The sequence below is a fragment of the Kitasatospora sp. NPDC004614 genome (genome assembly GCF_042873675.1).
Lineage (GTDB): Bacteria > Actinomycetota > Actinomycetes > Streptomycetales > Streptomycetaceae > Kitasatospora.
This window is the reverse complement of the sequence record NZ_JBIALR010000008.1, coordinates 55793-74693: the sequence shown is the minus strand read 5'-3', so window position 1 is coordinate 74693 and position 18901 is coordinate 55793. Positions and strand designations below refer to the sequence as shown.

Here is an 18901-nt window from a genome sequence, read left to right as displayed (position 1 = left end):
CGAGAATGGAGGGTGGGATGGGGCGCCCGTTCCGGCACCGTAGGTTGACCATGTGATCGAGTCAATACATTCAGACCTTTCGATCGAATGGCGATCGAATGATAAAAATTGATCGGGTAGTTGTCGTCGCACCGGTCGCGGCAACTGCCATCGCGGCCCGCCCGGGCCGCGGCCCGAACCAGGAGGGGACGCCATGACCGTCACGGCAGACGAACGCCGGACGCGGATCCTGCAGGTCGTGCGCGACCTCGGCACCGTCCGGGTGGTCGACCTGGCCGCCCGCCTCGGCATCCCCGCGGTCACCGTCCGCCGGGACGTCGCCGCCCTCGCCGACGCGGGCGAACTCGCCCGCTCGCACGGCTCCGTCGCCCTCCCCGACAGCGGCCCGAACGCCCGCCCCGGCCACCACGACCGGGTCATCGGCATGCTCGTGCCCACCGTCGGCTCCTACTTCGACGAAGTGATCGCCGGCGCCCGCGCCGCCGCCGCCACCGCCGGCGCCCGACTCGTCCTCGGCATCGCCGCCTACGAGGCCCGCGACGACCGCGCCCAGGTCGAGCGCCTGCTCGAATCCGGCGTCGACGGCCTGCTGCTCACCCCCAACTGGCAGCCCGGAGACCCGCCGCACCACCCCGGCGACCACCACTGGCTCGCCGAACTCCCCGTCCCCGCCGTCCTGGTGGAACGAAAGGCCGACCCCGGCAGCGCCGCCGCCGAACTCGACGCGGTCGGCTCCGACCACCGCCACGGCGTCCTGCTCGCCCTGCGCCACCTCGCCACCCTCGGCCACGACACCGTGCTGCTCGCCGCCCGCGCCGACACCTGGACGGCCCACCAGGTCCGCACCGGCTACGCCGAAGCCGGCCCGCTGCTCGGCCTGCGCACCCGCCCCGTCATCGACATGCACCGCCCCGGCACCCCCGCCGGCGTCCCCGACCCCGAATGGGTCGCCCAGCAGATCGCCGAAGCCGTCGCCGACGGCGTCCGCGCCGTCCTCGTCCACAACGACCAGGACGCCATCCAACTCCCGCCCCTGCTGCGGATCCGCGGCCTGCGCGTCCCCGAGGACGTCGCGCTGATCTCCTACGACGACGTCTTCGCCGCCCTCGCCGCACCCCCGCTCACCGCCGTCGCCCCGCCCAAGAAGTCCGTCGGCGCCACCGCCCTCGAAATCCTGCTCCGCCGCCTCGACGGCGGAGCCGGCCTGCCCGCGTACCACGTCGAACTGCTCCCCACCCTGAAGGTCCGCACCTCCTGCGGGGGCGAGGGCGGGGCCTAACGCGCTGCGGCGGGCAGGCCGAAGAGGGGGAGGCAGGGCGTGAGGCCGTCGATCGTGACGGGTGTGGTGCGGCCGGCCTCCCAGTCGGCGCGGGTCAGCCGGTACCGGTGGGACGTCACCCGGCGGCCGCGCACCACGACGTGCTCGACGCCGTCAGGCCGGTAGCCGTGCTTGCGGGAGACGGCGGACGAGGCGGGGTTGTCCGCGAACGCGGCCGAGACCGCCTCGTCGGCGCCCAGGCCCGCGAAGGCCACGTGCAGGACGGCCGCGCGCATCTCGGTGCCGATGCCCTGCCCCTGGTGCCGCGCGCCCAGCCACGATCCGGTGCTCACCTGCCGCAGCACGCCGAAGTTCCGTGCGGCGACGGTCTGCAGGCCCACCACCTGCCCGTCCGCGAGCACGGTGAGGTTGAGCGCCCAGTCGTCCGGCGCCCACGAGCCGAGCCGCCGCCAGTGGTGCTGCACCACCGAGCGGGCGCGCTCGGTGGGCGGCAGGTCCGTCCACGGGACCGTGAAGGGCATGCGGTCGGGTTCGTGGATGCCGTCCGCCGCGAGTGCCGCCAGTGCGGCCAACTCCGCGTCCCCGGGCAGCCGGAGTTCCAGCCGGGGCGTCCTCAGACGCAGGCCCAGTACGGGCCAGTGATCGATCAGCATGCGGCATTGTGCTGTGCGCCGGCGGCCCTGGGCATGTGGTTTTCGGGCCCGGGGGTGTGGGTGTGACCTGCTTGGATGACGGTATGACTGTTGAACGCGTCGCTGCGTCGCTGCCCGGGATCGCCGAACTCCAGGACCACTGCCGGACCTTGGCGGTGCTGGACGCGATCCTGCTGCCCGTCTGGCACGACCGGTACTTCAGCTACGACGCGCGGTGGGGCGCGGCGGCCGGTGAGGAGATGGCCTCGATGCGGGACGGCAGCGGCGACGAGTACTCGATCGTGTTCGGCCCCGCTGGCGCGTACGTGCGCGGGTTCGCGCACGAGACGGAGATGAGCCCGTACCGCGACGAGGACCACGAGGTGTGGCCCGGCGTGTTGGACGAGGTACCCGCCGCGTTCGCCGCGCAGGTCGCCGAACCGGCGTTCAGCGACGAGAACGGCACCCCCGCAGTGACTGCCTGCCTGTGGCGCGAGACCGCCGACGGGGCGTGGAAGCACGGCACGATCGACTTCCCGGCCGGGCCCGATCCCGACGGCGCGGACGGCCTGTTCGCACTGCTGACGGACCGCCGGCCCGAGGCGTACCACGCGCACGCCGAGGACTACCTGGAGGAGGAGATCGACCTGGCGGCCGTCCGCGCCGTCTTCGCCGGCGAGCCGCTGACGGACGACCTGGTGGCCGCCCTCAACCCCGAACTGGCCCTGGCGGACCTGGCGGACGACCTGGCCGAGATCGGTGCCTGGGGCTCGTCGCAGCCGCCGCGGTAGGGAAGACTGCGGGGATGCCAGCTCCCGGCCCGCGCGCCACCGTCGAAGAGATCCACGCCCACCTGGTGGAGCAGACCAACCTTGCGCTGCGCCGGATCGTGATCTACGGGGGCGAGAGCGTCCTTCGGATGATGATCGACCACCTGCTGTTCGTCGAGCGCAGGCCCGAGGAACTCACCCGGCAGCAGCGGGAATGGGAGACCCGGGGCGTCTGGACGTGCCGAGGCGTTGTCGGCGCGTTCCGGGAGGTGCTCCCCGGGCAGGAGGAGCAATATGCGGCCTCCTCGGTGTACGCCGAATTCGCGCACCGCTGCGGCTGGTTGGAGCCGGACCGGGTGCTCACGGAGGACGAGTACGCGACGCTGGCGGGCCGGGCCCGCGCATGGGCGCGGGAGGACCGGACCTGGCCGGAGGTGACGGCGGAGTTCGGGCCGCCGTCGGTGCAGTTCGGCGGGACCAACCCGCTGTACGGCAAGACGCTCGGCTACCTCGGCGCGGATCCCCGGCTGCCGATGGTGTCCTTCCACCTGGGCAACGGCGAGGCAGGGCAGTGGCCCCCGCCGTACGAACAGCCGCTGCTGCTGGCGGTGCGCTTCGGCGAGGGGCCGTTCCTGGAGTCGTTCACCTTCACGCCGGAGGGCGAACGGCGGCGGGCGGTGCCCGAGTCGGACGAGTTCTAGTTGAGCTGCTGGCTGGCGAACAGCTCCAGGTGGCCGCACTGCGGGCAGCGGTAGGCGTCGATCTGGAAGCGGGTGCGGCCCATTCGCTTGGCTCCGCCGAACAGGCCGCGTTCCAGTGGGCCCGCGATCCAGCGGGCGTCGCCGCGGCTGTGCTCGCCGGTGTCCTCGATGAAGCCCTGGTCGAGTCCGGGATTCCCGCAGTGGGTGCACTTCAAGTCCTTTGTCACGGCGGGATTTTAGGCCCGGCTCGAGGGCTAAATTCGGGTGACCCTGCCCCATGGCAACGGTGACACTGACGCCGTGACTGTTTCCGCACTGCCTCACCTGCTTCGGCCGCGTGCGCTGAGGCCCGGAGATCTCGTCGTCATCGCCGCGCTGTCCGGTCCGCTGCCCGCCGCCCACGAACCCAACGTCGAGCGGACGGTGGCGGTGTTCGAGCGGATGGGATTCCGCGTGCGCCGGGCTCCGCTGCTCGAAGTGGGCCGCCGTCGCTGGTGGAGCGCGGCCACGCCGGCGGAGATCGCCGGGGAGCTTAACGGTCTGCTGCGCGATCCCGAGGTGCGCGCGATCGTCGCGAGCGACGGCGGTCAGACGGCGCTCGGCTACCTCGACCTGATCGACGTCGAGGCGATCCGGGCCGACCCGAAGCCGGTCCTCGGCTACAGCGACATCTCACTCCTGCACCTGGTGCTCCACGCGCGCACCGGTCTGGTCGGGTTCCACGCCGACATGGCCGTCCCCGGCTTCGGTGGCTGCTGGCCGTCCGCGTCCGTGGCGCGCCAGGCGGAACTCGAGGAGCTCTACTTCGACCTACTGACCGGGACCGGGGCGATCGGTGCGCTGCCCGCGAGCCCGTCCTGGGAGTGCTGGCGGCCGGGTCGTGCCGAAGGCCGACTGATCGGCGGGGTGATCAACCGCATCGTGCTGGCGCAGGCAACGCCGTTCGCGCTGCCACTCGAACAGTACGACGGGGCGGTGCTGTTCTGGGAGGAGTTCGGCGGCCTGGCCTCGTACGTGTGGAGCTACCTGCAGGTGATGCGGCACAGCGGCATCCTGGACCGGATCTCCGGCATGGTCGTGGGCGTCCCGCGCGAGATCGGCGGACTCGAGCCCGGCGCGTCCCCGACCCTGCGTGAGATCGTCCTCGACGTCCTCGGCGACCGCGACATCCCGGTCCTGGGCAACGTCGACTTCGGCCACGCCGGTCCGAACCTGCCGATGCCGGTGGGCATTCGCGTCGGCCTCGACGCGGAGCGGCGGACGCTGTCGCTGCTCGAACCGGCGGTGGGGGCGCCTACGCTCAGCGCTGACCGATCGTGAAGGCGGCACCCGGCGCGGCGTACTCGACCGGGCCCGGGTAGCGGGGACGCGGCGTGGGTGAGTGCGCGATCGTGGCACTCGGTCAGCGGGCCGGGCGGCGGCGGTGGGCCCGTTGGCGGCAGGTGGGTCCGCAGTAGCGCGGCGGGCGGCCGGTGGGGCGGGGCGTGAGTGCGGTGCCGCACTCCTCGCAGCGGGCGTTCAGCGCGTCACGAAAGGGCGGATGTTCCGTGACGGGCGTGGACGGCCGCAGGCCGTCCAGGGCGAGCCGGACGAGAGCGAGGCCGGCCTGGCGGTCGCGGCGCGCGGTGAGCATCGCGGTGCACCCGACGGCGAACGAGGCGACGCCCTCGGGGTCGAGGTCGGGACGGGCGCCGCCCGCCCGCTGGGCGGCGTGGAGCAGGGCGGTCAGCACCTGGCGGAACCGCTGCACGGCCGCCGTGAGCACCGGGCGCGGCCAGCTCGGGTCGGCGGTCACCAGGTCGCAGACCGGTCCGCGCCGCTGGGACGTCTCGACGACCTCCAGTAGGAACCCGAAGAACGCCTCGGTGGGCGGGAGTTGGGACAGCCGCCACTCCCCGGAGGCGATCAGGTCGCTCAGGTGCTGGGCGTGCACCGCCTCCAGGAGAGCCTGCTTGCTCGGGAAATGCCGGTACACGGTGCCCGCGCCGACACCGGCCAGGCGGGCGATGTCGCCGAGCGGGACGTCGAGCCCGTGCTCGGCGAACGCCTCCCCGGCGGCGGACAGCACCTTCGCCCGATTGCGGCGGGCGTCGGCCCGGTCGCCGCCGTCGATCACTGCGGTCATGTCACGAAACCCCTTGTGCCCTCGGAGCCAACCGGGTTGGAGTGTCTCAGATAGCTCGGGCCGAGCACACCCATCCGCAACCGGGCCCGGGCGAGAGGGAGGACCGCATGACCACCGAAACCGTTCGGGGCGTCGTTGCCGTGACCGGCGCCACCGGGAAGCAGGGCGGCGCGACCGCCCGCCGCCTGCTGGCCGCCGGCCGGCCCGTGCGCGCGCTGGTACGGGACCGCACCGCACCCGCCGCCGTGGCGCTCGCGGACGCCGGGGCCGAACTGGCCGTCGCGGACTTCGACGATCCGGCCGGCCTCGAACCGGCGCTGGCCGGCGCCACCGCACTGTTCGCCGTGCCGCCGGTCGCCTACGGACCGTCAGACAGCGACGACGAACTGGAGTTCACCCGCGGCCGGGCCCTCGCCGACGCGGCAGCCGCCACCGGCATCCGCCAAGCGGTGTTCACCGGCGTCGCCTCGACCTCCGGCGCGGCGTTCGCCGCACCCGGGAAGCGGCGCATCGAGGAGTACCTGCACGAGCGGATCCCGCTGGTGACCGTCCTGCGGCCGGTCCGTTTCATGACCAACTACCTCGGCATGAACGGCCTCGCCCTCGACGGCATCGTCAACGGCGTCCACCGGCACCTCTTCACGCCGAACCAGCCCCTCCAAATCATCGCCCTGGAAGACATCGCCGAATTCGCGGCCCTGGCCTTCGAGCAGCCGGACCGTTTCGCCGGACGCACCCTGGAACTCGCCGGCGACGCCCCCACACCGGTCGAAGCCGCCGCCGCGATCACCGCCGCGACCGGAATCGCCGTGCGCTACGAGCAACTCACCCACGACGAAGCGACCGCACTGAACCCCGGCTTCGCCGAGGTCCGCCGGCAGTGGGACGCCGGACACCGCTGGCACGCCGACATCGAGGCCCTGCGGGTCATCCACCCCGGACTGCGCACATTCACGGACTGGCTCACCGAGACCGGCGCCGCCGCACTTCGCACCCAGCTGCTCGGCGCCCCGTAGCGGCAGACGTGGCAACGCGGGCGGCCCGGGTGACGTTGACCGAAACTCGTCGACTTCCCCTATACGGCGGGGTTCGTGGGCAGGAGTCGGGCGAGCCAGTCAGTGCGGGTTCGGCGGGCTGTGGCCGAGATGTGTGCCTGCGGGTACAGGGCGTCGAATCCGTGGAAGCCGCCTGCCCAGACGTGGAGTTCGGCCTGGCCGCCGGCCGCCCAGATGCGGGTGGCGTAGTCGGTGTCCTCGTCGCGGAAGACTTCGGCGGAGCCGGTGTCGATGTAGGTGGTCGGCAGGCCCGCGAGGTCGTCGGCCAGGGCGGGTGAGACGTATGCGGGTACCTCGTCGTCGGTGAGGTCGCCGAGGAGGCAGCGCCATCCGAATCCGTTCATCTCGCGGGTCCAGACGCCGGGCCCGTTCGAGTACTGGAGGCTGGAGGCGGTGGTGTTGCGGTGGTCGAGCATGGGGCCGATCAGGACTTGGGCGGCGATCGTCGGGGTGCCGAGGTCGCGGGCCAGCAGGGTGACGCCGGCGGCGAGGCCGCCGCCCGCGCTGGCGCCTGCGACGATGATCCGGGCGGGGTCGATGCCCAGTTCTTCGGAGTGTTCGGCGATCCAGAGCAGTCCCTGGTAGCAGTCGTCGACCGGGATGGTACCGGTGGACTCGGGCGCGAGCCGGTAGTCGACGGAGACCACGACGGCGCCGAACTCGTCGAGCCACTCCAGCGGGATGTCGATCTGTGAGAAGCGGTCGCCCATGACCATCCCGCCGCCGTGCATCCAGTAGACGCAGGGTGCGGCGGTGGCGGGATCGGTGTTCGCGGGGCTGAAGACGGACAAGGGGATCGGGGTGCCGTCCGGACTCGCAGCGGTGACCTCGCGCCGGTCGATCGCGCGACCTTCCAGGAGGGGTTCGACGGGCATCGAGGAGAAGGGGCGTACCTGCGCCAGCACTTCCGGGCTGAGCTGGGACATCAGCGGCGTGTCGGCCAGGAGTTCATGCAGTTCGGGGTCGAGGGAGGGGCGTGCCGTGGTCATGGTCGTTGCCTTTCATGGGTGGTGGCGGACGGTCGGGCGAGGACGGAGGTCGCCTCGGCGGGACCGAGGCGGCAGAGGCTGGGGTGCGGGGTGTTCGGCGGGTCAGAAGGCGGCCTTGCCGCGGACCGGCACGTAGTCGGTGTACTCGGACTCCTTGGCCAGCAGTCCGCCGATCTGCGCCACGATGGCCTGGGCGGCCTCGCCGGCGAAGATCCGCTGGTGGTCCTCCTCGCTGGTCCAGCCCTCGGTGACGTGGACGACGTCGGGGGCGGACGCGGAACGGGAGACGAGGTAGACCACGCAGTACTCACTCGCGCCGGGGCTGCCCTCGTGCAGGCCGGTCAGCAGCAGGTCGACGAGCCGGTCGCCCATTCCGGGCCTGGCGGTCAGCGTGGCGTTGAAACCGTACGTGGCAATCATGGAGGCCTTTTTCTGCGTTGATGGAGTGCGGTGATTCCATTCAATCGCCGTGACCTGCGTAAACGTTAGAACGATGCTCGCTGGTACTTGCACGATCCTCGTGAGTGCGGGAATTTCAGCACAGCACAGTGCTGCAATGGACACATGCACCTCGAAGAGCTCCGCACCCTGCTGGCCCGGCATGCCCGGCCCGACTGGACCACCGCCATCGACGGCGTCCTCATCTCCAAGGTCGACCGGCCGGATCCGCCGGCGCCCTCGATGTCCGGCACGGTGCTCGCAGTCATCGCCCAGGGCGCCAAACGCCTCGCGCTGGGCGACCGGGTCTACGCGTACGGCGCCGGGCAGTACCTGGTCGCATCCGTCGACCTGCCCGTCACCGGACAGTTCACCCAGGCCGCCCCCGAGCAGCCGGCCCTCGGCTTCGGCCTCACGCTGGAACCGTCCGCCGTCGCCGAACTGCTACTGCAAGCCGGTCCCGGCGACATCCCCCGCCCCGCCGGAGGCACTCCGTCGGGGATCGTCGTCAGCGACGCCCCGCCCGCGTTGCTCGACGCGGTGGTCCGGCTACTGCGCCTGCTCGACGAGCCCAGCGACCGCGCCGTACTGGCCCCGCTGGTCAAACGCGAGATCCTGTGGCGCCTGATCACCGGCGAGCAGGGCGCGACGGTGCGCCAGCTCGGCCTCGCCGATAGCGGCCTCAGCCATGTCGCCCGGGCCGTGCGCTGGATCCGCGAGCACTACGCCGAGCCCTTCCGGGTCGCGGACGTGGCACGGCTGTCCGGGATGAGCGTCTCCGCGTTCTACCGCAACTTCCAGGCGGTGACCGCGATGAGCCCCATCCAGTTCCAGAAACAGATCCGGCTCCAGGAGGCCCGGCTGCTGCTCGCCACCCACCCGGGCGACGTCACCGGAGTCGGCCACCGCGTCGGCTACGACAACCCGTCGCAGTTCAGCCGCGAGTACCGCCGCCAGTTCGGCGCACCCCCGAGCCGGGACGCGGCCCGCCTGCGAAGCACTGCAGGCGTCCTTCCTTGAGCGGCCGGACCATGAGGGAGGATCGTGCAAGACGAAGCGACAATAGTTCTACTATTCCAGCAGGTCAGAGCGATTCAATGGGATCACCGGTTCTTCCGTGGGGCAGGAAAATGCCTGTCCATCCGCGGATCCCATTACATCGCAAGGATCACCGCATGAAGACAGTTCTGATCACTGGTGCCTCATCCGGATACGGACGGGAGACCGCCCTGTACTTCCACTCGCAGGGGTGGAACGTCATCGCCACGATGCGGACGCCGCGTGCGGGCGTCCTGCCCGAGTCGGACCGGCTCCGCGTCGTCGAGCTCGACGTGACCAAGCCCCAGAGCATCACCGCCGCGTTCGAGGCGGCCGGGCCCATCGACGTCCTGGTCAACAACGCGGGCGTCCCGTCGATCAGCGTGTTCGAGGGCACCCCCATGGCCCGAGTGCGGGAAGTCTTCGAAACCAACACGTTCGGCGTGATGGCGACGACGCAGGCGGTGCTGTCCCAGTTCCGCGAGCGCGGCTCCGGCGTGGTGGTCAACGTGACCTCCAGCGTGGTGCTGGGCCACATGCCGCTCTCGGCCGTCTACAAGGCAAGCAAGATGGCCATCGAGGGGTTCACCGCATCCCTCGCGCTCGAGCTCGCGCCCTTCGGTGTGCAGGCCAAGACGGTCGAGCCGGGCGCCTGCCTGACGACGAACTTCGCGGCCAACGCGACGAAGGGCGCCTCGCTGGACGAGCTGGTCCCGGCGCCCTACGCACCATGGGCGAAGAAGGCCATGGGCGACTTCACGGGCCAGGACCTGTTCACCAAGGAGAGCGACGTCGCCGAGACAGTGTGGCGAGCCGTGCACGACACGACCGGCCAGCTGCGATTCCCCGCCGGTTCCGATGCGGTCTCGCTCTCCCAGGCGAAGTGATCAGTCGGCAGGCAAGGTCGCGCCGCACTGACACCAGGAGCCGGCCCCGCGCCCACGCACCGGGTCGGCTCGCCGTCGGGCGCTCACCCCGATGAACGGAAGATCTTGCGGGCGAGCGCGTGGCGGCCTTCCTGCAGGTTGGCTCCCGTCCACCGAGGCGACCGGACCGCCGCCCCACGCTTGCGCGAGCGGGACCGACGCCTGGTCCGCGCCGGTCCAGGGACTGAGCGGGGGACCGCCGGGCCGGGCTGTCCAGGGGAGCCGGTGTGCGACTCAGTCACCCACGAAGCACAGGTAGCTGCCCGGCGTTGCCGCGCACGCCTCCAGCAGCCCGTCAAGGTCGAGGAGGGCGGCCCGCTGCCGCTCGTCGGCGCAGCCGCGGAGCAGGACGGTGACCTCCTGGCGAGCGACTTCGGCCTCCTGCTCGTTGAACAGGGTGTCCCCGTACGGGTCGACCCGGCCCAACTTGCCGGACCCGTGGCGGACGAGCGCACTCAGCGCATCCGCGAGCGCGTCGCCGTGTTCGTAGGACCCGCGGAGCAACGTAGCCCGGGACGGACCCTTGCGCGGTCTCTCCGAGTGCAGTTCGAGCTCGATTCCCATGACTCTCCAGTGATCGCCGTGTGCGTCCGCCAGTAGATCACCTGTCGTGTGCGCGGGATTGCGGCAGGACGCGCCAGGCCGCTTCCAGCGGCAGCACATGGCCGGTCATCGATCGGATGTCGTGCTCGAGGGTGGCGCGGGAGCGCAGGGTCGGGAGGTGGTGGGTGCTGTAGTGCTGGTGGGCGGCGGAGTTGGACCAGAGGGTTGTGACCAGGTGGCGGTGCGCATCGAGTCGGGTGACGGTTCCGGCCAGCATGCCCCCGGCTGCGGCCATGCCCGGGGCCCACACGGTGCGTTGGACTTCGAGGAAGTGGTTCTCGCGGCCGGGCAGCAGCCGGCAGTCGGCGACCCGTAGGAGAGTGGCGCGTTCGAGGGCGTGCGGGAGGTCGGCGGCGTCTCCTGCCATTTCGAGGACGGTCTCGCCGGTGGCGACGTCGATCTCGGTGTAGGTGGTGTTCTGCTGGTTGCCGGCGACGACGGCGTCGTGTCGCTCGTGCATGAACGATCGGTAGGCCTCGGCGTCTGTCCACAGCCCCAGTAGGTGGGCTCGGCCGGTGGCCGGGTCCCAGCCGCCCAGCTGGCCGACCAGGCCCGGCTGGTCGCTGATCGTCGACCAGGCGGCCTGCGCGGTGAAGAACTGCTCGCGCGCAGCCGCCGGCACCGTGCAACCGATCCACTTGCCCCACATACGCATCCTTCCTCCCCGCCGGACTGGCACAAAAACTGATCGGGCGCGGACCACGGTCGGCGTCAATCAGCCTATCGGTGCGGGTAGTTCGGGCCAGCGGCGTACGTCGCCACGCGCGAGCTCGGCGTCAGGCCGTGAGGTGGGACGTCAAGTAGCCCTGGCCGTCGGCGAGTTGCGGGGCGAAGGAGGCGGCGGTGGGGTGCCAGGGGGCTTCGTACTCCCAGGAGATCCAGGTGTCGGCGGGGAGTTGGGCCAGGCAGGCGGGGAGGGGGAGGACACCCGTGCCGAGGGGGAGAGGGGTGAGATCTTCGGCGGAGGCGACGTCCTTGACCTGGACGTAGCCGAGACGGGGGGCGAGCAGGCGGTAGGAGTCGGCGGGGGTCTCGCCGGAGAGCCAGGTGTGCATGACGTCCCAGAGGGCGCCGACGGCGGGGTGCGGGGTGGCGGCGAGAAGGGCGGCGAGGGCGGCGCCGGAGCGGTGGGAGTCGTGCGTCTCGACCAGGATGGCGACGCCCAAGTCGACTGCGGTGTCGGCGAGTTCGAGCAGGCGGTGGGCGGCGGTGCGGGTGCCTTCGGTGGCGTCGGCGCCGCCGCGCGGGAAGACGCGGACGTACGGGGCGCCCAGGTCGGCCGCGAGGTGCAGGTGGGCGAGCAGGTCGGCGAGGACGGGGGCGTCCGGGCCGGGCTCGGCGATGCCGACGTACGAGGCGACGGTGAGTGGGGTGACGGCTGCGGCGGTGAACTGGCGGGCGGCGGCGCGACGTTCGGCGGAGTTCAGGCCGGTGTGGACGGGTTCGCCCGGGGCGGCGCGGAGTTCGAGGCCGTCGTAGCCGTGGTCGGCGGCGAGAGCGAGGACGGCGGGGAGGGGGTGGGCGGGGAGGCCGAGAGTGGAAAAGGCGAGGGGCATGGGTTCCTCGGGGTGGGTGGTCGCTGTTTTCGGGCGGGGGAGGGGTGGCGCGGAGAAGCGTCAGGAGGCAGGCGGGAGCGGGCAGTTGGTGGTCGTCCCGTCCGGCCAGGTGATGGTGATGACGTCATCGGCGAGGGCGAAGGCGAGGGCCGTGAGCGCGGGCAGGGAGCCGGCGGCGGCCGTGAGGCGGGCCGCGGTGGCGAAGAGGCCGGTGGTGATGGTGCCGTGCAGGTGGGGGGTGGCGGCGGTGGGGCCGAAGGCGGTGCCGTCGGGGGTGGGGGTGGTGGTGGCGGTGGTCCAGCCGTGGAGGGCGAGGAGTTCGGTGTGGAGGTGGTCGTCGGCGGTGATCTGCGCGTGGCGCCCGGTAACGCGGGAACGGGCGCCGGTGACCGCCCAGCCGCCCTCGCGGACGGCCGTGCCGGCCGTCGCGCCGCGTACGACGTGCACCCGGACTTCGTCGGCGCCGTGGGCGAGGGTGAGTGAGGTGACGGTGATGCCGGGCAGTTCAGCGCCGCGGTGCCGGGGCCGGTGCGAGGACGCGGCCCAACCGCAGGCGCCCAGGCGGCCCGCGCCGAGGGGGGTGATGGGGCCGCGTTCGCTCGGCTCGCCGTCGAGCAGCAGCGCGAAGTGGTTGTCGCCGGCGGTGCCCGGTCCGGTGCGGGTGGAGTGGGCGAGGCGGGAGTAGAGGGGGTTGTCGGCGACGGGCTCGTCCGCGGGCTGGTCGTCGCTGCCGTGGTTGTGCAGGCGGACGAGGCCGTCGGCGGCGGTGGACTGGATCAGCCAGCCGGGGGCGGGCAGGGGGGTGACGGCGTCGGCGGTTTCGGCGGGGGAGGGGGTTTCGGGGGCGGTCCAGACGGGGTGGTCGGGCGGGAGCAGCAGGCCGAGGAAGCCGCCGGAGGCCCAGTAGGGGGAGGCGGGGCCGGAGTAGGGCTGGACGATCGGCGGGTAGGGGCCGTGCCAGCCGAGGGTGAGCAGGCCGTGGTCGTCGAGGGCGTCGCGGTCGAGGAAGTAGCGGAGGGCGCCGGAGGCGAGCCGGCGGGTGGTGCCGGGGTCGAGGGGGGTGGTGCCGAGCAGGGCGCCGGCCCAGAGCGGGGCGGCGGCGGCGAACCGGTAGCTGAGTGAGCGTCCCTGGTGGATGGGTGCGCCGTTGCGGTCGAACAGCCGGGAGTAGTCGGCGAGGTAGGCGTGCAGGCGGCTCCCGTAGCGGGCGGTGAGTGCGGGGTCGGCGGCGAGGTGGGCGTGCAGGGCGGGGTAGAGGTGCAGGGCCCAGCCGTTGTAGTGGTCGATGGCGCGGGGGCGGCCGTCGGTGTACCAGCCGTCGCCGAGGTACCAGCGGTCGATGCGTTCGAGGCCGCGGTCGATGGCGGCGTTGGCGGCGTCGGTGTCGATGCCGGTTTCGGCGAGGAAGCCGCCGACGGTGAACGGGAACAGCCACCAGTTGTTGTCGACGGGCTGGTGGTGCAGGGCCTGGGCGAGCCAGGCGCCGGCGCGTTCCTGGACGGCGGGGTCGAGGCGGTCCCAGAGCCAGCGGCGGGTGAGGCGCAGGCCGATGGCGACGGAGGCGGCTTCCACCATGGGCTGGCCGCGGTCGGTGATGGCGCCCCAGGAGGTGAGGTCGCCGTCGCTGAGGTTTCGTTCGGTGGTGGGGGTGCGGGTGCCGGCGGCGAGGCCTTCGGCGTAGCGCTCCAGCAGGTTGGTGGGGTCGGCGCCGCCGGCGCCGGCGACTCGGATCGCGGCGAGCAGGAAGGTGCGGGCGTAGCCTTCCAGGCCGTCCGAGCGGGGGCCGGACCAGCTGGGGCGGGTGCCGGGGAGGTTGATCAGGGCGTTGGCCGGCCCGGCGTAGGGGCGGACGGCGGCCAGCAGGTGGTCGGCGGCGCCTTCCCAGTGGGCCCTGGTCCAGCCGGTGTGCGGGCTGAGCGCGCGGTCTTCCGGCGGGAGGGGGAGCGGGTGCGGCATGGCGGCCTCGGTTCCTGTGTGGGCACGGCTGGGCACTGGGGCTACCGGCCGACCCTAGGAAGAGGCGATCACCCCGTCAAGAATCGATGATCGAATGATCCCCTTGATCCGATTGTGACCTCCGAGAAAACGCCGAAAACTCAAGGTGAACGGCGCTTGAAGGGTCAAGAGTGATTGATCAAGCCCGATCATTTGATCCCACTCTCTTGACGTCTGATCGGAGACCGTCCCAAGATAGCGATCAACCCGGCCCGACCTGCTCAAATCGGGTGATCGGGTACCTACCCGGCGTTTCAAGGACCCCCACAGGAGCCGTGCCATGTCCTCTCCCGCTCTCCACCGCCGCAGAGCTCTCCGTCTCGCCGCCGCCGCCACCGCCACCGTCCTGGGCGTGACCCTGCTCGCCGCGTGCGGCAGCGACGGCGACAAGTCGGCGTCGGCCTCCGACGCGGGCAGCGACGGCAAGCCGGTCTCGATCACCTTCTGGGGCTGGGCCAAGGGCACCAAGGACGTGGTGCAGGCCTTCAACGCCTCCCACCCGAACATCCAGGTCACCTTCGAGGAGATCCCGTCCGGCAACGCCGGCGGCTACGCCAAGATCTCCAACGCGGTGAAGGCCGGCAACGCCCCCGACGTGTTCAACGTCGAGTACCCGCAGCTGCCGGACTTCGTCAGCCAGGGCGCGGTGCAGGACATCAGCAAGCTGGTCTCCGCCGACCTGAAGGGCAAGTACCTGCCGCAGTCGATGGAGCTGACCACGCTGGGCGGCTCCACCTGGGCGCTGCCGCTGGACGCCTCCCCGCAGGCGCTGTACTACCGCAAGGACCTCTTCGAGAAGGCCGGGGTCGCCGTCCCGAAGACCTGGGACGAGTTCAAGGACGCCGCGGCGAAGCTGAAGGCCGCCGACGCCAACACCCGCATCGCCACCTTCTTCCCGGACGACCCGAGCACCTTCGAGGCGATGGTCTGGCAGGCCGGCGCCAAGTGGTTCGGCACCAGCGGAGACAGCTGGAAGGTCGACATGGCCGGCTCCGACACCAAGAAGGTCGCCGACTACTGGCAGGGCATGATCACCGATGACCTGATCCGCGTCCAGCCCTCGTTCAGCCAGCAGTGGACGGCTTCGCTGCAGAAGGGCGAGACCGCCGCGTACCTCGGCGCCGCGTGGGGCGGCGGCGTGCTGAAGTCCACCCTCGGCACCGACCCGGCCGCCAACGGCAAGTGGGCCGTCGCCCCGATGCCGAGCTGGGACGGCCAGCCCGCCTCCGGCATGCTCGGCGGCACCACCTTCGCGGTCTCCAAGGACAGCAAGAAGGCCAAGGCCGCGGTCGAGTTCGCCACCTGGGCGACCACCACCCCCGAGGGCATCCAGGCCCGCATCGCCTCCGGCTCCTCCTCCGCCTACCCGGCCGACCCGGCGCTGATCCCGGTCGCCAAGGCCGCGTTCAAGACCGAGTTCTACGGTGGCCAGGACATCTACGCGATCTACCAGGACGCCGCGAAGTCCATCAAGCCGAACTGGGCCTGGGGCCCGTCCATGGGCGCCACCAACAGCTCGATGAAGGACGCCTTCGGCAAGCTCGGCCAGGGCACCATCGTGCCGTCCGCCGTCGACGCCGCCCAGCAGGCCACCCTCGCCGAGCTGAAGAACCGCGGTCTGAAGGTGGCCGGCTGATGTCCGGCAGCACTCCCGTCCCGGGCGGCGGCACCTCCGCCGCCGCCCGGGGCGGTGCCGCGGTCGCCCCGGGCACGTCCGTCCGGGGCGGTTCCGCCGGATCGCGAGGCCCCCGGAAGCGCCGGGCGCCGCTCGCCGCCCCGGCGGTGCTCCTCGCCCCGTTCATGGTGCTGTTCACCGCGTGCACGCTGATCCCGATCGGCTACGCGGTCTACCTCAGCCTGTTCAGCGAGCGCCGCTCCGGCCTCGGCTTCGGCGGCACCACCAAGCAGGTGTTCACCGGCCTCGGCAACTACACCCGGGCGCTCGGCGACGCCGCGTTCCGCGACGGCTTCTGGAACACCGCCCAGTACTGCCTGCTGTACATCCCGCTGATGCTCGGCCTGTCGCTGGCCGTCGCGCTCCTGCTGGACTCCACGCTGGCCCGCGCCAAGCGGTTCTTCCAGCTCGCGCTGTTCATGCCGCACGCCGTCCCCGGCATCATCGCCGCCCTGGTGTGGACGTACCTGTACACCCCCGGCATCAGCCCGGTGATCGACGCGCTCAGCTCGGCCGGCACCCAGGTCGACGTGTTCGGCCACCCGCTGCCCGCGATCGTCAACATCGCGATCTGGGAGTGGACCGGCTACAACATGGTGATCTTCTACGCCGCGCTGCAGGCCATCCCGCGCGAGGTGCTGGAGGCCGCCGTGGTCGACGGCGCCGGGCCGCTGCGCACCGCGTTCAGCGTGAAGATCCCGCTGATCCGCGCGTCCGTGGTGATGGTCGGACTGTTCACCGTGATCGGCTCGCTCCAGCTGTTCACCGAACCGGTGATCCTGCACGACGTCGCCCCCGGCGTGGTCTCCACCTGGACCCCCAACATGTACGCCTACTCCGCCGCGTTCGAACGCAACGACTACGGCCTGGCCGCCGCGTCCTCGGTGATCCTCGCCCTGGTCGCCGCCGCACTGTCCTTCGTGGTCACCCGCTTCACCCGCGGCCGCGACGAGAAGCGGACGTCGCAGGCGGCCTCGAAGCGGACGGAGACCGCCCGATGAGCAGCACCCTCACCCCCGTCCGCCCCGCCGCCGACACCGGTTCCGCCGCCGGGAAGCCGCGCCGCCCCTGGACGATGTCGAAGACCGCCGTCAACGGGGCGCTGGTCCTCGCCACCCTGTACACCCTGCTGCCGCTCGGCTGGCTGCTCACCGCCTCCGCGAAGAACACCGCCGACCTGATCGGCGGCCGCTCGCTCGGCGCGGGCAACTTCCACCTCGGCCAGAACCTGCAGGACCTGGCCACCCAGGGCGACGGCATCTACTTCCGCTGGTACCTCAACTCCCTGCTGTACGCCGGGATCGGGGCCCTGCTGTGCGCGCTGATCTGCGTCGGCGCCGGCTACGCGTTCCACGTCTACAGCTTCCGCGGCAAGGAGAAGCTGTTCGGCGTGGTGCTGCTCGGCGTGCTGGTGCCCACCACCGCGCTCGCCCTGCCGATGTACCTGCTGGCCTCCCAGCTGCACATCGTCAACACCTACTGGGCGGTGCTGCTGCCCTCCCTGGTCAACCCGTTCGGGGTGTACCTGGCCCGGGTGTTCTGCGCCGGCTACCTGCCCGGCGAGACCCTGGAGGCCGCCCGGATGGACGGCGCGAGCGAACTGCGGATCTTCTGGTCGATCGGCCTGAAGATGGTCATGCCCGGCTTCGTCACCATCTTCCTGTTCCAGTTCACCGCTATCTGGAACAACTTCTTCCTGCCGCTGGTGATGCTCTCCGACAACCGGCTCTTCCCGGTCAGCCTCGGCCTGTACACCTGGAACGCCCAGACCCACGCCTTCCCCGAGTACTACCCGCTGGTGGTCACCGGCTCGCTGCTCGCCGTCCTGCCGCTGGTCATCGCCTTCGTGGCGCTCCAGCGCCACTGGAAGGCCGGAATGACCGCCGGCAGCGTCAAGTAACCACCTCCTTTTCCACTGCGCCTTCTGGGGAGCCCCGCCATGCCCAACTCCGCGCCCGCCGAGGCACCGAACTCCGCCGCCACCGTCCGGACCCGCCCGCGCGCCCTGCTCGCCATGCACGGCGACCTCGCCGCCCGGCTGATCGCCCCCGACACCATGGCCCGGATGGTCGAACTCGCCGACCTTGACCCGGAGTTGGTCATCGACGACTTCTCCTCCCCCGAGGGCGCGGCCGCCCTCGCCTCCGCCGAAGTCATCATCAGCAGCTGGGGCTGCCCGCCGCTCACGGACTCCGTCCTGGCCGCCGCCCCCAAGCTCCGCGCCGTCCTGCACGCGGCCGGCTCGGTCAAGCACCACATCACCGACGCCTGCTGGGACCGCGGCCTCGGCATCACCTCCGCCGCCTGGGCCAACGCCCTCCCGGTCGCCGAATTCACCGTCGCCGCCGTCCTGTTCAGCAACAAGCCGGTGCTCCGCCTCGCCGCCGACTACCGCTCCCGGCGGGCCCCCCACGACTGGCAGGCCGCATACGCCGGCGTCGGCAACTACCGGCGCACCGTCGGCATCGTCGGTGCCTCCCGGATCGGGCGGCGAGTGCTGGAACTCCTCGCCCCCTACGAGTTCGAGCTGCTTCTGCACGACCCGTACGTGACCTCCGACCAGGCCGCCGCCCTCGGCGCCGAGCTGGTCTCCATGGACGAACTGTGCATCCGCTCCGACGTGTTGAGCGTGCACGCGCCCGAACTCCCCGAGACCAGGCACCTGCTGGACGCCCGCCGCCTCGCCTTGATGCCCGACGGCGCCACCCTGATCAACACCTCCCGCGGCTCCCTGATCGACCAGGACGCCCTCACCATCGAGCTCATCACCGGCCGCATCGACGCCATCCTCGACGTCACCGTCCCCGAGACCCTCCCCGCCGACTCCCCCCTCTACGACCTCCCCAACGTCCTCCTCACCCCCCACATCGCCGGCTCCCTCGGCGGCGAACTCCACCGCATGGCCGCCGCCGCAGCCGACGAACTCGCCCGCTACGTCGACGGCCTGCCGTTCGCCCACCCGGTGACGCGCGAGGAGATCGGCCGCACCGCGTAGCACGTCGGGAGCGCCCGGAGGCGCCCGTCGGCCGGATCGCGAACCTGTGCCAGTTATCGGCAGGTGCCACGGTCCCGTCGACGGGCGCCTCTGCTTTCGGGAGCCCCGCGCCGCTGGGGATCTC

General features: G+C 71.7%; 20 protein-coding genes. 11 read left to right on the top strand and 9 right to left on the bottom strand.

Features of this window, described 5'->3' with window-relative positions:
- The first annotated feature begins 193 nt into the window (after nt 1-193).
- Nucleotides 194-1279: a substrate-binding domain-containing protein gene (locus tag ACFYST_RS18830; RefSeq protein WP_387863699.1), complete on the top strand. Its 1086-nt coding sequence runs from the start codon at nt 194-196 to the stop codon at nt 1277-1279.
- Here ACFYST_RS18830 and ACFYST_RS18825 read toward each other — a convergent pair.
- On the bottom strand, nt 1276-1932 hold the full coding sequence (locus tag ACFYST_RS18825; RefSeq protein WP_387645511.1) for a GNAT family N-acetyltransferase: 657 nt from the start codon (nt 1930-1932) through the stop codon (nt 1276-1278). The two genes, ACFYST_RS18830 and ACFYST_RS18825, sit on opposite strands and share 4 nt — an antisense overlap.
- Before the next feature lie 83 nt (nt 1933-2015).
- Here ACFYST_RS18825 and ACFYST_RS18820 point away from each other — a divergent pair, with 83 nt between their 5' ends.
- Together ACFYST_RS18820 and ACFYST_RS18815 are read left to right on the top strand one after the other, a co-directional pair.
- Nucleotides 2016-2702: a hypothetical protein gene (locus ACFYST_RS18820; RefSeq protein WP_387863697.1), complete on the top strand. Its 687-nt coding sequence runs from the start codon at nt 2016-2018 to the stop codon at nt 2700-2702.
- A gap of 14 nt (nt 2703-2716) precedes the next feature.
- Nucleotides 2717-3382: a hypothetical protein gene (locus tag ACFYST_RS18815; protein WP_387863694.1), complete on the top strand. Its 666-nt coding sequence runs from the start codon at nt 2717-2719 to the stop codon at nt 3380-3382.
- Here ACFYST_RS18815 and ACFYST_RS18810 read toward each other — a convergent pair.
- Nucleotides 3379-3609: a hypothetical protein gene (locus ACFYST_RS18810; RefSeq protein ID WP_387645502.1), complete on the bottom strand. Its 231-nt coding sequence runs from the start codon at nt 3607-3609 to the stop codon at nt 3379-3381. The genes ACFYST_RS18815 and ACFYST_RS18810 overlap by 4 nt on opposite strands.
- 73 nt (nt 3610-3682) lie before the next feature.
- Between ACFYST_RS18810 and ACFYST_RS18805 the strand changes: the two genes are divergently transcribed.
- A complete protein-coding gene (locus ACFYST_RS18805; RefSeq protein ID WP_387863691.1) occupies nt 3683-4702 on the top strand; it encodes an LD-carboxypeptidase in 1020 nt (339 codons plus the stop codon).
- Nucleotides 4703-4784: 82 nt separating this feature from the next.
- Here ACFYST_RS18805 and ACFYST_RS18800 read toward each other — a convergent pair whose 3' ends face one another.
- Nucleotides 4785-5507, bottom strand: a complete 723-nt coding sequence (locus ACFYST_RS18800; protein ID WP_387863690.1) for a TetR/AcrR family transcriptional regulator — start codon at nt 5505-5507, stop codon at nt 4785-4787.
- 107 nt (nt 5508-5614) lie between these two features.
- On the opposite strand from ACFYST_RS18800, the gene ACFYST_RS18795 reads away from it, so the two are divergent.
- Nucleotides 5615-6523 carry an NmrA family NAD(P)-binding protein gene (locus ACFYST_RS18795; RefSeq protein WP_387863688.1) on the top strand — a complete coding sequence of 303 codons (909 nt, stop codon included), beginning with the start codon at nt 5615-5617 and terminating at the stop codon, nt 6521-6523.
- 59 nt (nt 6524-6582) lie between these two features.
- Here ACFYST_RS18795 and ACFYST_RS18790 read toward each other — a convergent pair whose 3' ends face one another.
- Together ACFYST_RS18790 and ACFYST_RS18785 are read right to left on the bottom strand one after the other, a co-directional pair.
- Nucleotides 6583-7551, bottom strand: coding sequence for an alpha/beta hydrolase (locus ACFYST_RS18790; protein ID WP_387863686.1), 969 nt, complete (start codon nt 7549-7551; stop codon nt 6583-6585).
- A gap of 102 nt (nt 7552-7653) precedes the next feature.
- The gene (locus ACFYST_RS18785; protein ID WP_387645488.1) at nt 7654-7971 is read right to left on the bottom strand and encodes a putative quinol monooxygenase; all 318 of its coding nucleotides are present in this window, start codon (nt 7969-7971) and stop codon (nt 7654-7656) included.
- Between the two features lie 144 nt (nt 7972-8115).
- Between ACFYST_RS18785 and ACFYST_RS18780 the strand changes: the two genes are divergently transcribed.
- Nucleotides 8116-9009, top strand: coding sequence for an AraC family transcriptional regulator N-terminal domain-containing protein (locus ACFYST_RS18780; protein WP_387863684.1), 894 nt, complete (start codon nt 8116-8118; stop codon nt 9007-9009).
- A gap of 155 nt (nt 9010-9164) precedes the next feature.
- Nucleotides 9165-9914 carry an SDR family oxidoreductase gene (locus ACFYST_RS18775; protein ID WP_387863683.1) on the top strand — a complete coding sequence of 250 codons (750 nt, stop codon included), beginning with the start codon at nt 9165-9167 and terminating at the stop codon, nt 9912-9914.
- 273 nt (nt 9915-10187) lie between these two features.
- Here the strand turns inward: ACFYST_RS18775 and ACFYST_RS18770 are convergent, their stop codons facing one another.
- The 4 genes from ACFYST_RS18770 to ACFYST_RS18755 all read right to left on the bottom strand — a co-directional run bounded on the left by ACFYST_RS18770 (nt 10188) and on the right by ACFYST_RS18755 (nt 14068).
- On the bottom strand, nt 10188-10517 hold the full coding sequence (locus ACFYST_RS18770; protein ID WP_387645479.1) for a hypothetical protein: 330 nt from the start codon (nt 10515-10517) through the stop codon (nt 10188-10190).
- Between the two features lie 37 nt (nt 10518-10554).
- Nucleotides 10555-11211, bottom strand: coding sequence for a DUF4937 domain-containing protein (locus ACFYST_RS18765; protein ID WP_387863681.1), 657 nt, complete (start codon nt 11209-11211; stop codon nt 10555-10557).
- A gap of 121 nt (nt 11212-11332) precedes the next feature.
- Nucleotides 11333-12112: a sugar phosphate isomerase/epimerase family protein gene (locus ACFYST_RS18760; protein WP_387863679.1), complete on the bottom strand. Its 780-nt coding sequence runs from the start codon at nt 12110-12112 to the stop codon at nt 11333-11335.
- A gap of 60 nt (nt 12113-12172) precedes the next feature.
- Nucleotides 12173-14068 (bottom strand): DUF2264 domain-containing protein, encoded by a 1896-nt coding sequence (locus ACFYST_RS18755; protein ID WP_387863677.1) that lies wholly within the window; start codon nt 14066-14068, stop codon nt 12173-12175.
- Between the two features lie 319 nt (nt 14069-14387).
- Here ACFYST_RS18755 and ACFYST_RS18750 point away from each other — a divergent pair, with 319 nt between their 5' ends.
- The 4 genes from ACFYST_RS18750 (at nt 14388) to ACFYST_RS18735 (ending at nt 18777) form a co-directional block, all read left to right on the top strand.
- The gene (locus tag ACFYST_RS18750) at nt 14388-15743 is read left to right on the top strand and encodes an ABC transporter substrate-binding protein (protein ID WP_387863674.1); all 1356 of its coding nucleotides are present in this window, start codon (nt 14388-14390) and stop codon (nt 15741-15743) included.
- 164 nt (nt 15744-15907) lie between these two features.
- On the top strand, nt 15908-16783 hold the full coding sequence (locus ACFYST_RS18745) for a carbohydrate ABC transporter permease (protein ID WP_387863962.1): 876 nt from the start codon (nt 15908-15910) through the stop codon (nt 16781-16783).
- 74 nt (nt 16784-16857) lie between these two features.
- Nucleotides 16858-17682, top strand: a complete 825-nt coding sequence (locus tag ACFYST_RS18740) for a carbohydrate ABC transporter permease (protein ID WP_387645975.1) — start codon at nt 16858-16860, stop codon at nt 17680-17682.
- A 39-nt stretch (nt 17683-17721) separates the two neighbouring features.
- Nucleotides 17722-18777: a hydroxyacid dehydrogenase gene (locus ACFYST_RS18735; RefSeq protein ID WP_387863672.1), complete on the top strand. Its 1056-nt coding sequence runs from the start codon at nt 17722-17724 to the stop codon at nt 18775-18777.
- Nucleotides 18778-18901 lie beyond the last annotated feature (124 nt).

What these genes read in the sequence shown, in the direction of transcription:
- ACFYST_RS18825 (WP_387645511.1), bottom strand. Translation starts at nt 1,932, where the DNA reads ATGCTGATCGATCACTGGCCCGTACTGGGCCTGCGTCTGAGGACGCCC.
- ACFYST_RS18765 (WP_387863681.1), bottom strand. Translation starts at nt 11,211, where the DNA reads ATGCGTATGTGGGGCAAGTGGATCGGTTGCACGGTGCCGGCGGCTGCG.
- ACFYST_RS18740 (WP_387645975.1), top strand. Translation starts at nt 16,858, where the DNA reads ATGTCGAAGACCGCCGTCAACGGGGCGCTGGTCCTCGCCACCCTGTAC.
- ACFYST_RS18755 (WP_387863677.1), bottom strand. Translation starts at nt 14,068, where the DNA reads ATGCCGCACCCGCTCCCCCTCCCGCCGGAAGACCGCGCGCTCAGCCCG.
- ACFYST_RS18750 (WP_387863674.1), top strand. Translation starts at nt 14,388, where the DNA reads ATGTCCTCTCCCGCTCTCCACCGCCGCAGAGCTCTCCGTCTCGCCGCC.
- ACFYST_RS18815 (WP_387863694.1), top strand. Translation starts at nt 2,717, where the DNA reads ATGCCAGCTCCCGGCCCGCGCGCCACCGTCGAAGAGATCCACGCCCAC.
- ACFYST_RS18770 (WP_387645479.1), bottom strand. Translation starts at nt 10,517, where the DNA reads ATGGGAATCGAGCTCGAACTGCACTCGGAGAGACCGCGCAAGGGTCCG.
- ACFYST_RS18820 (WP_387863697.1), top strand. Translation starts at nt 2,016, where the DNA reads ATGACTGTTGAACGCGTCGCTGCGTCGCTGCCCGGGATCGCCGAACTC.
- ACFYST_RS18830 (WP_387863699.1), top strand. Translation starts at nt 194, where the DNA reads ATGACCGTCACGGCAGACGAACGCCGGACGCGGATCCTGCAGGTCGTG.
- ACFYST_RS18800 (WP_387863690.1), bottom strand. Translation starts at nt 5,507, where the DNA reads ATGACCGCAGTGATCGACGGCGGCGACCGGGCCGACGCCCGCCGCAAT.
- ACFYST_RS18760 (WP_387863679.1), bottom strand. Translation starts at nt 12,112, where the DNA reads ATGCCCCTCGCCTTTTCCACTCTCGGCCTCCCCGCCCACCCCCTCCCC.
- ACFYST_RS18780 (WP_387863684.1), top strand. Translation starts at nt 8,116, where the DNA reads ATGCACCTCGAAGAGCTCCGCACCCTGCTGGCCCGGCATGCCCGGCCC.
- ACFYST_RS18735 (WP_387863672.1), top strand. Translation starts at nt 17,722, where the DNA reads ATGCCCAACTCCGCGCCCGCCGAGGCACCGAACTCCGCCGCCACCGTC.
- ACFYST_RS18745 (WP_387863962.1), top strand. Translation starts at nt 15,908, where the DNA reads ATGGTGCTGTTCACCGCGTGCACGCTGATCCCGATCGGCTACGCGGTC.
- ACFYST_RS18775 (WP_387863683.1), top strand. Translation starts at nt 9,165, where the DNA reads ATGAAGACAGTTCTGATCACTGGTGCCTCATCCGGATACGGACGGGAG.
- ACFYST_RS18790 (WP_387863686.1), bottom strand. Translation starts at nt 7,551, where the DNA reads ATGACCACGGCACGCCCCTCCCTCGACCCCGAACTGCATGAACTCCTG.
- ACFYST_RS18795 (WP_387863688.1), top strand. Translation starts at nt 5,615, where the DNA reads ATGACCACCGAAACCGTTCGGGGCGTCGTTGCCGTGACCGGCGCCACC.
- ACFYST_RS18785 (WP_387645488.1), bottom strand. Translation starts at nt 7,971, where the DNA reads ATGATTGCCACGTACGGTTTCAACGCCACGCTGACCGCCAGGCCCGGA.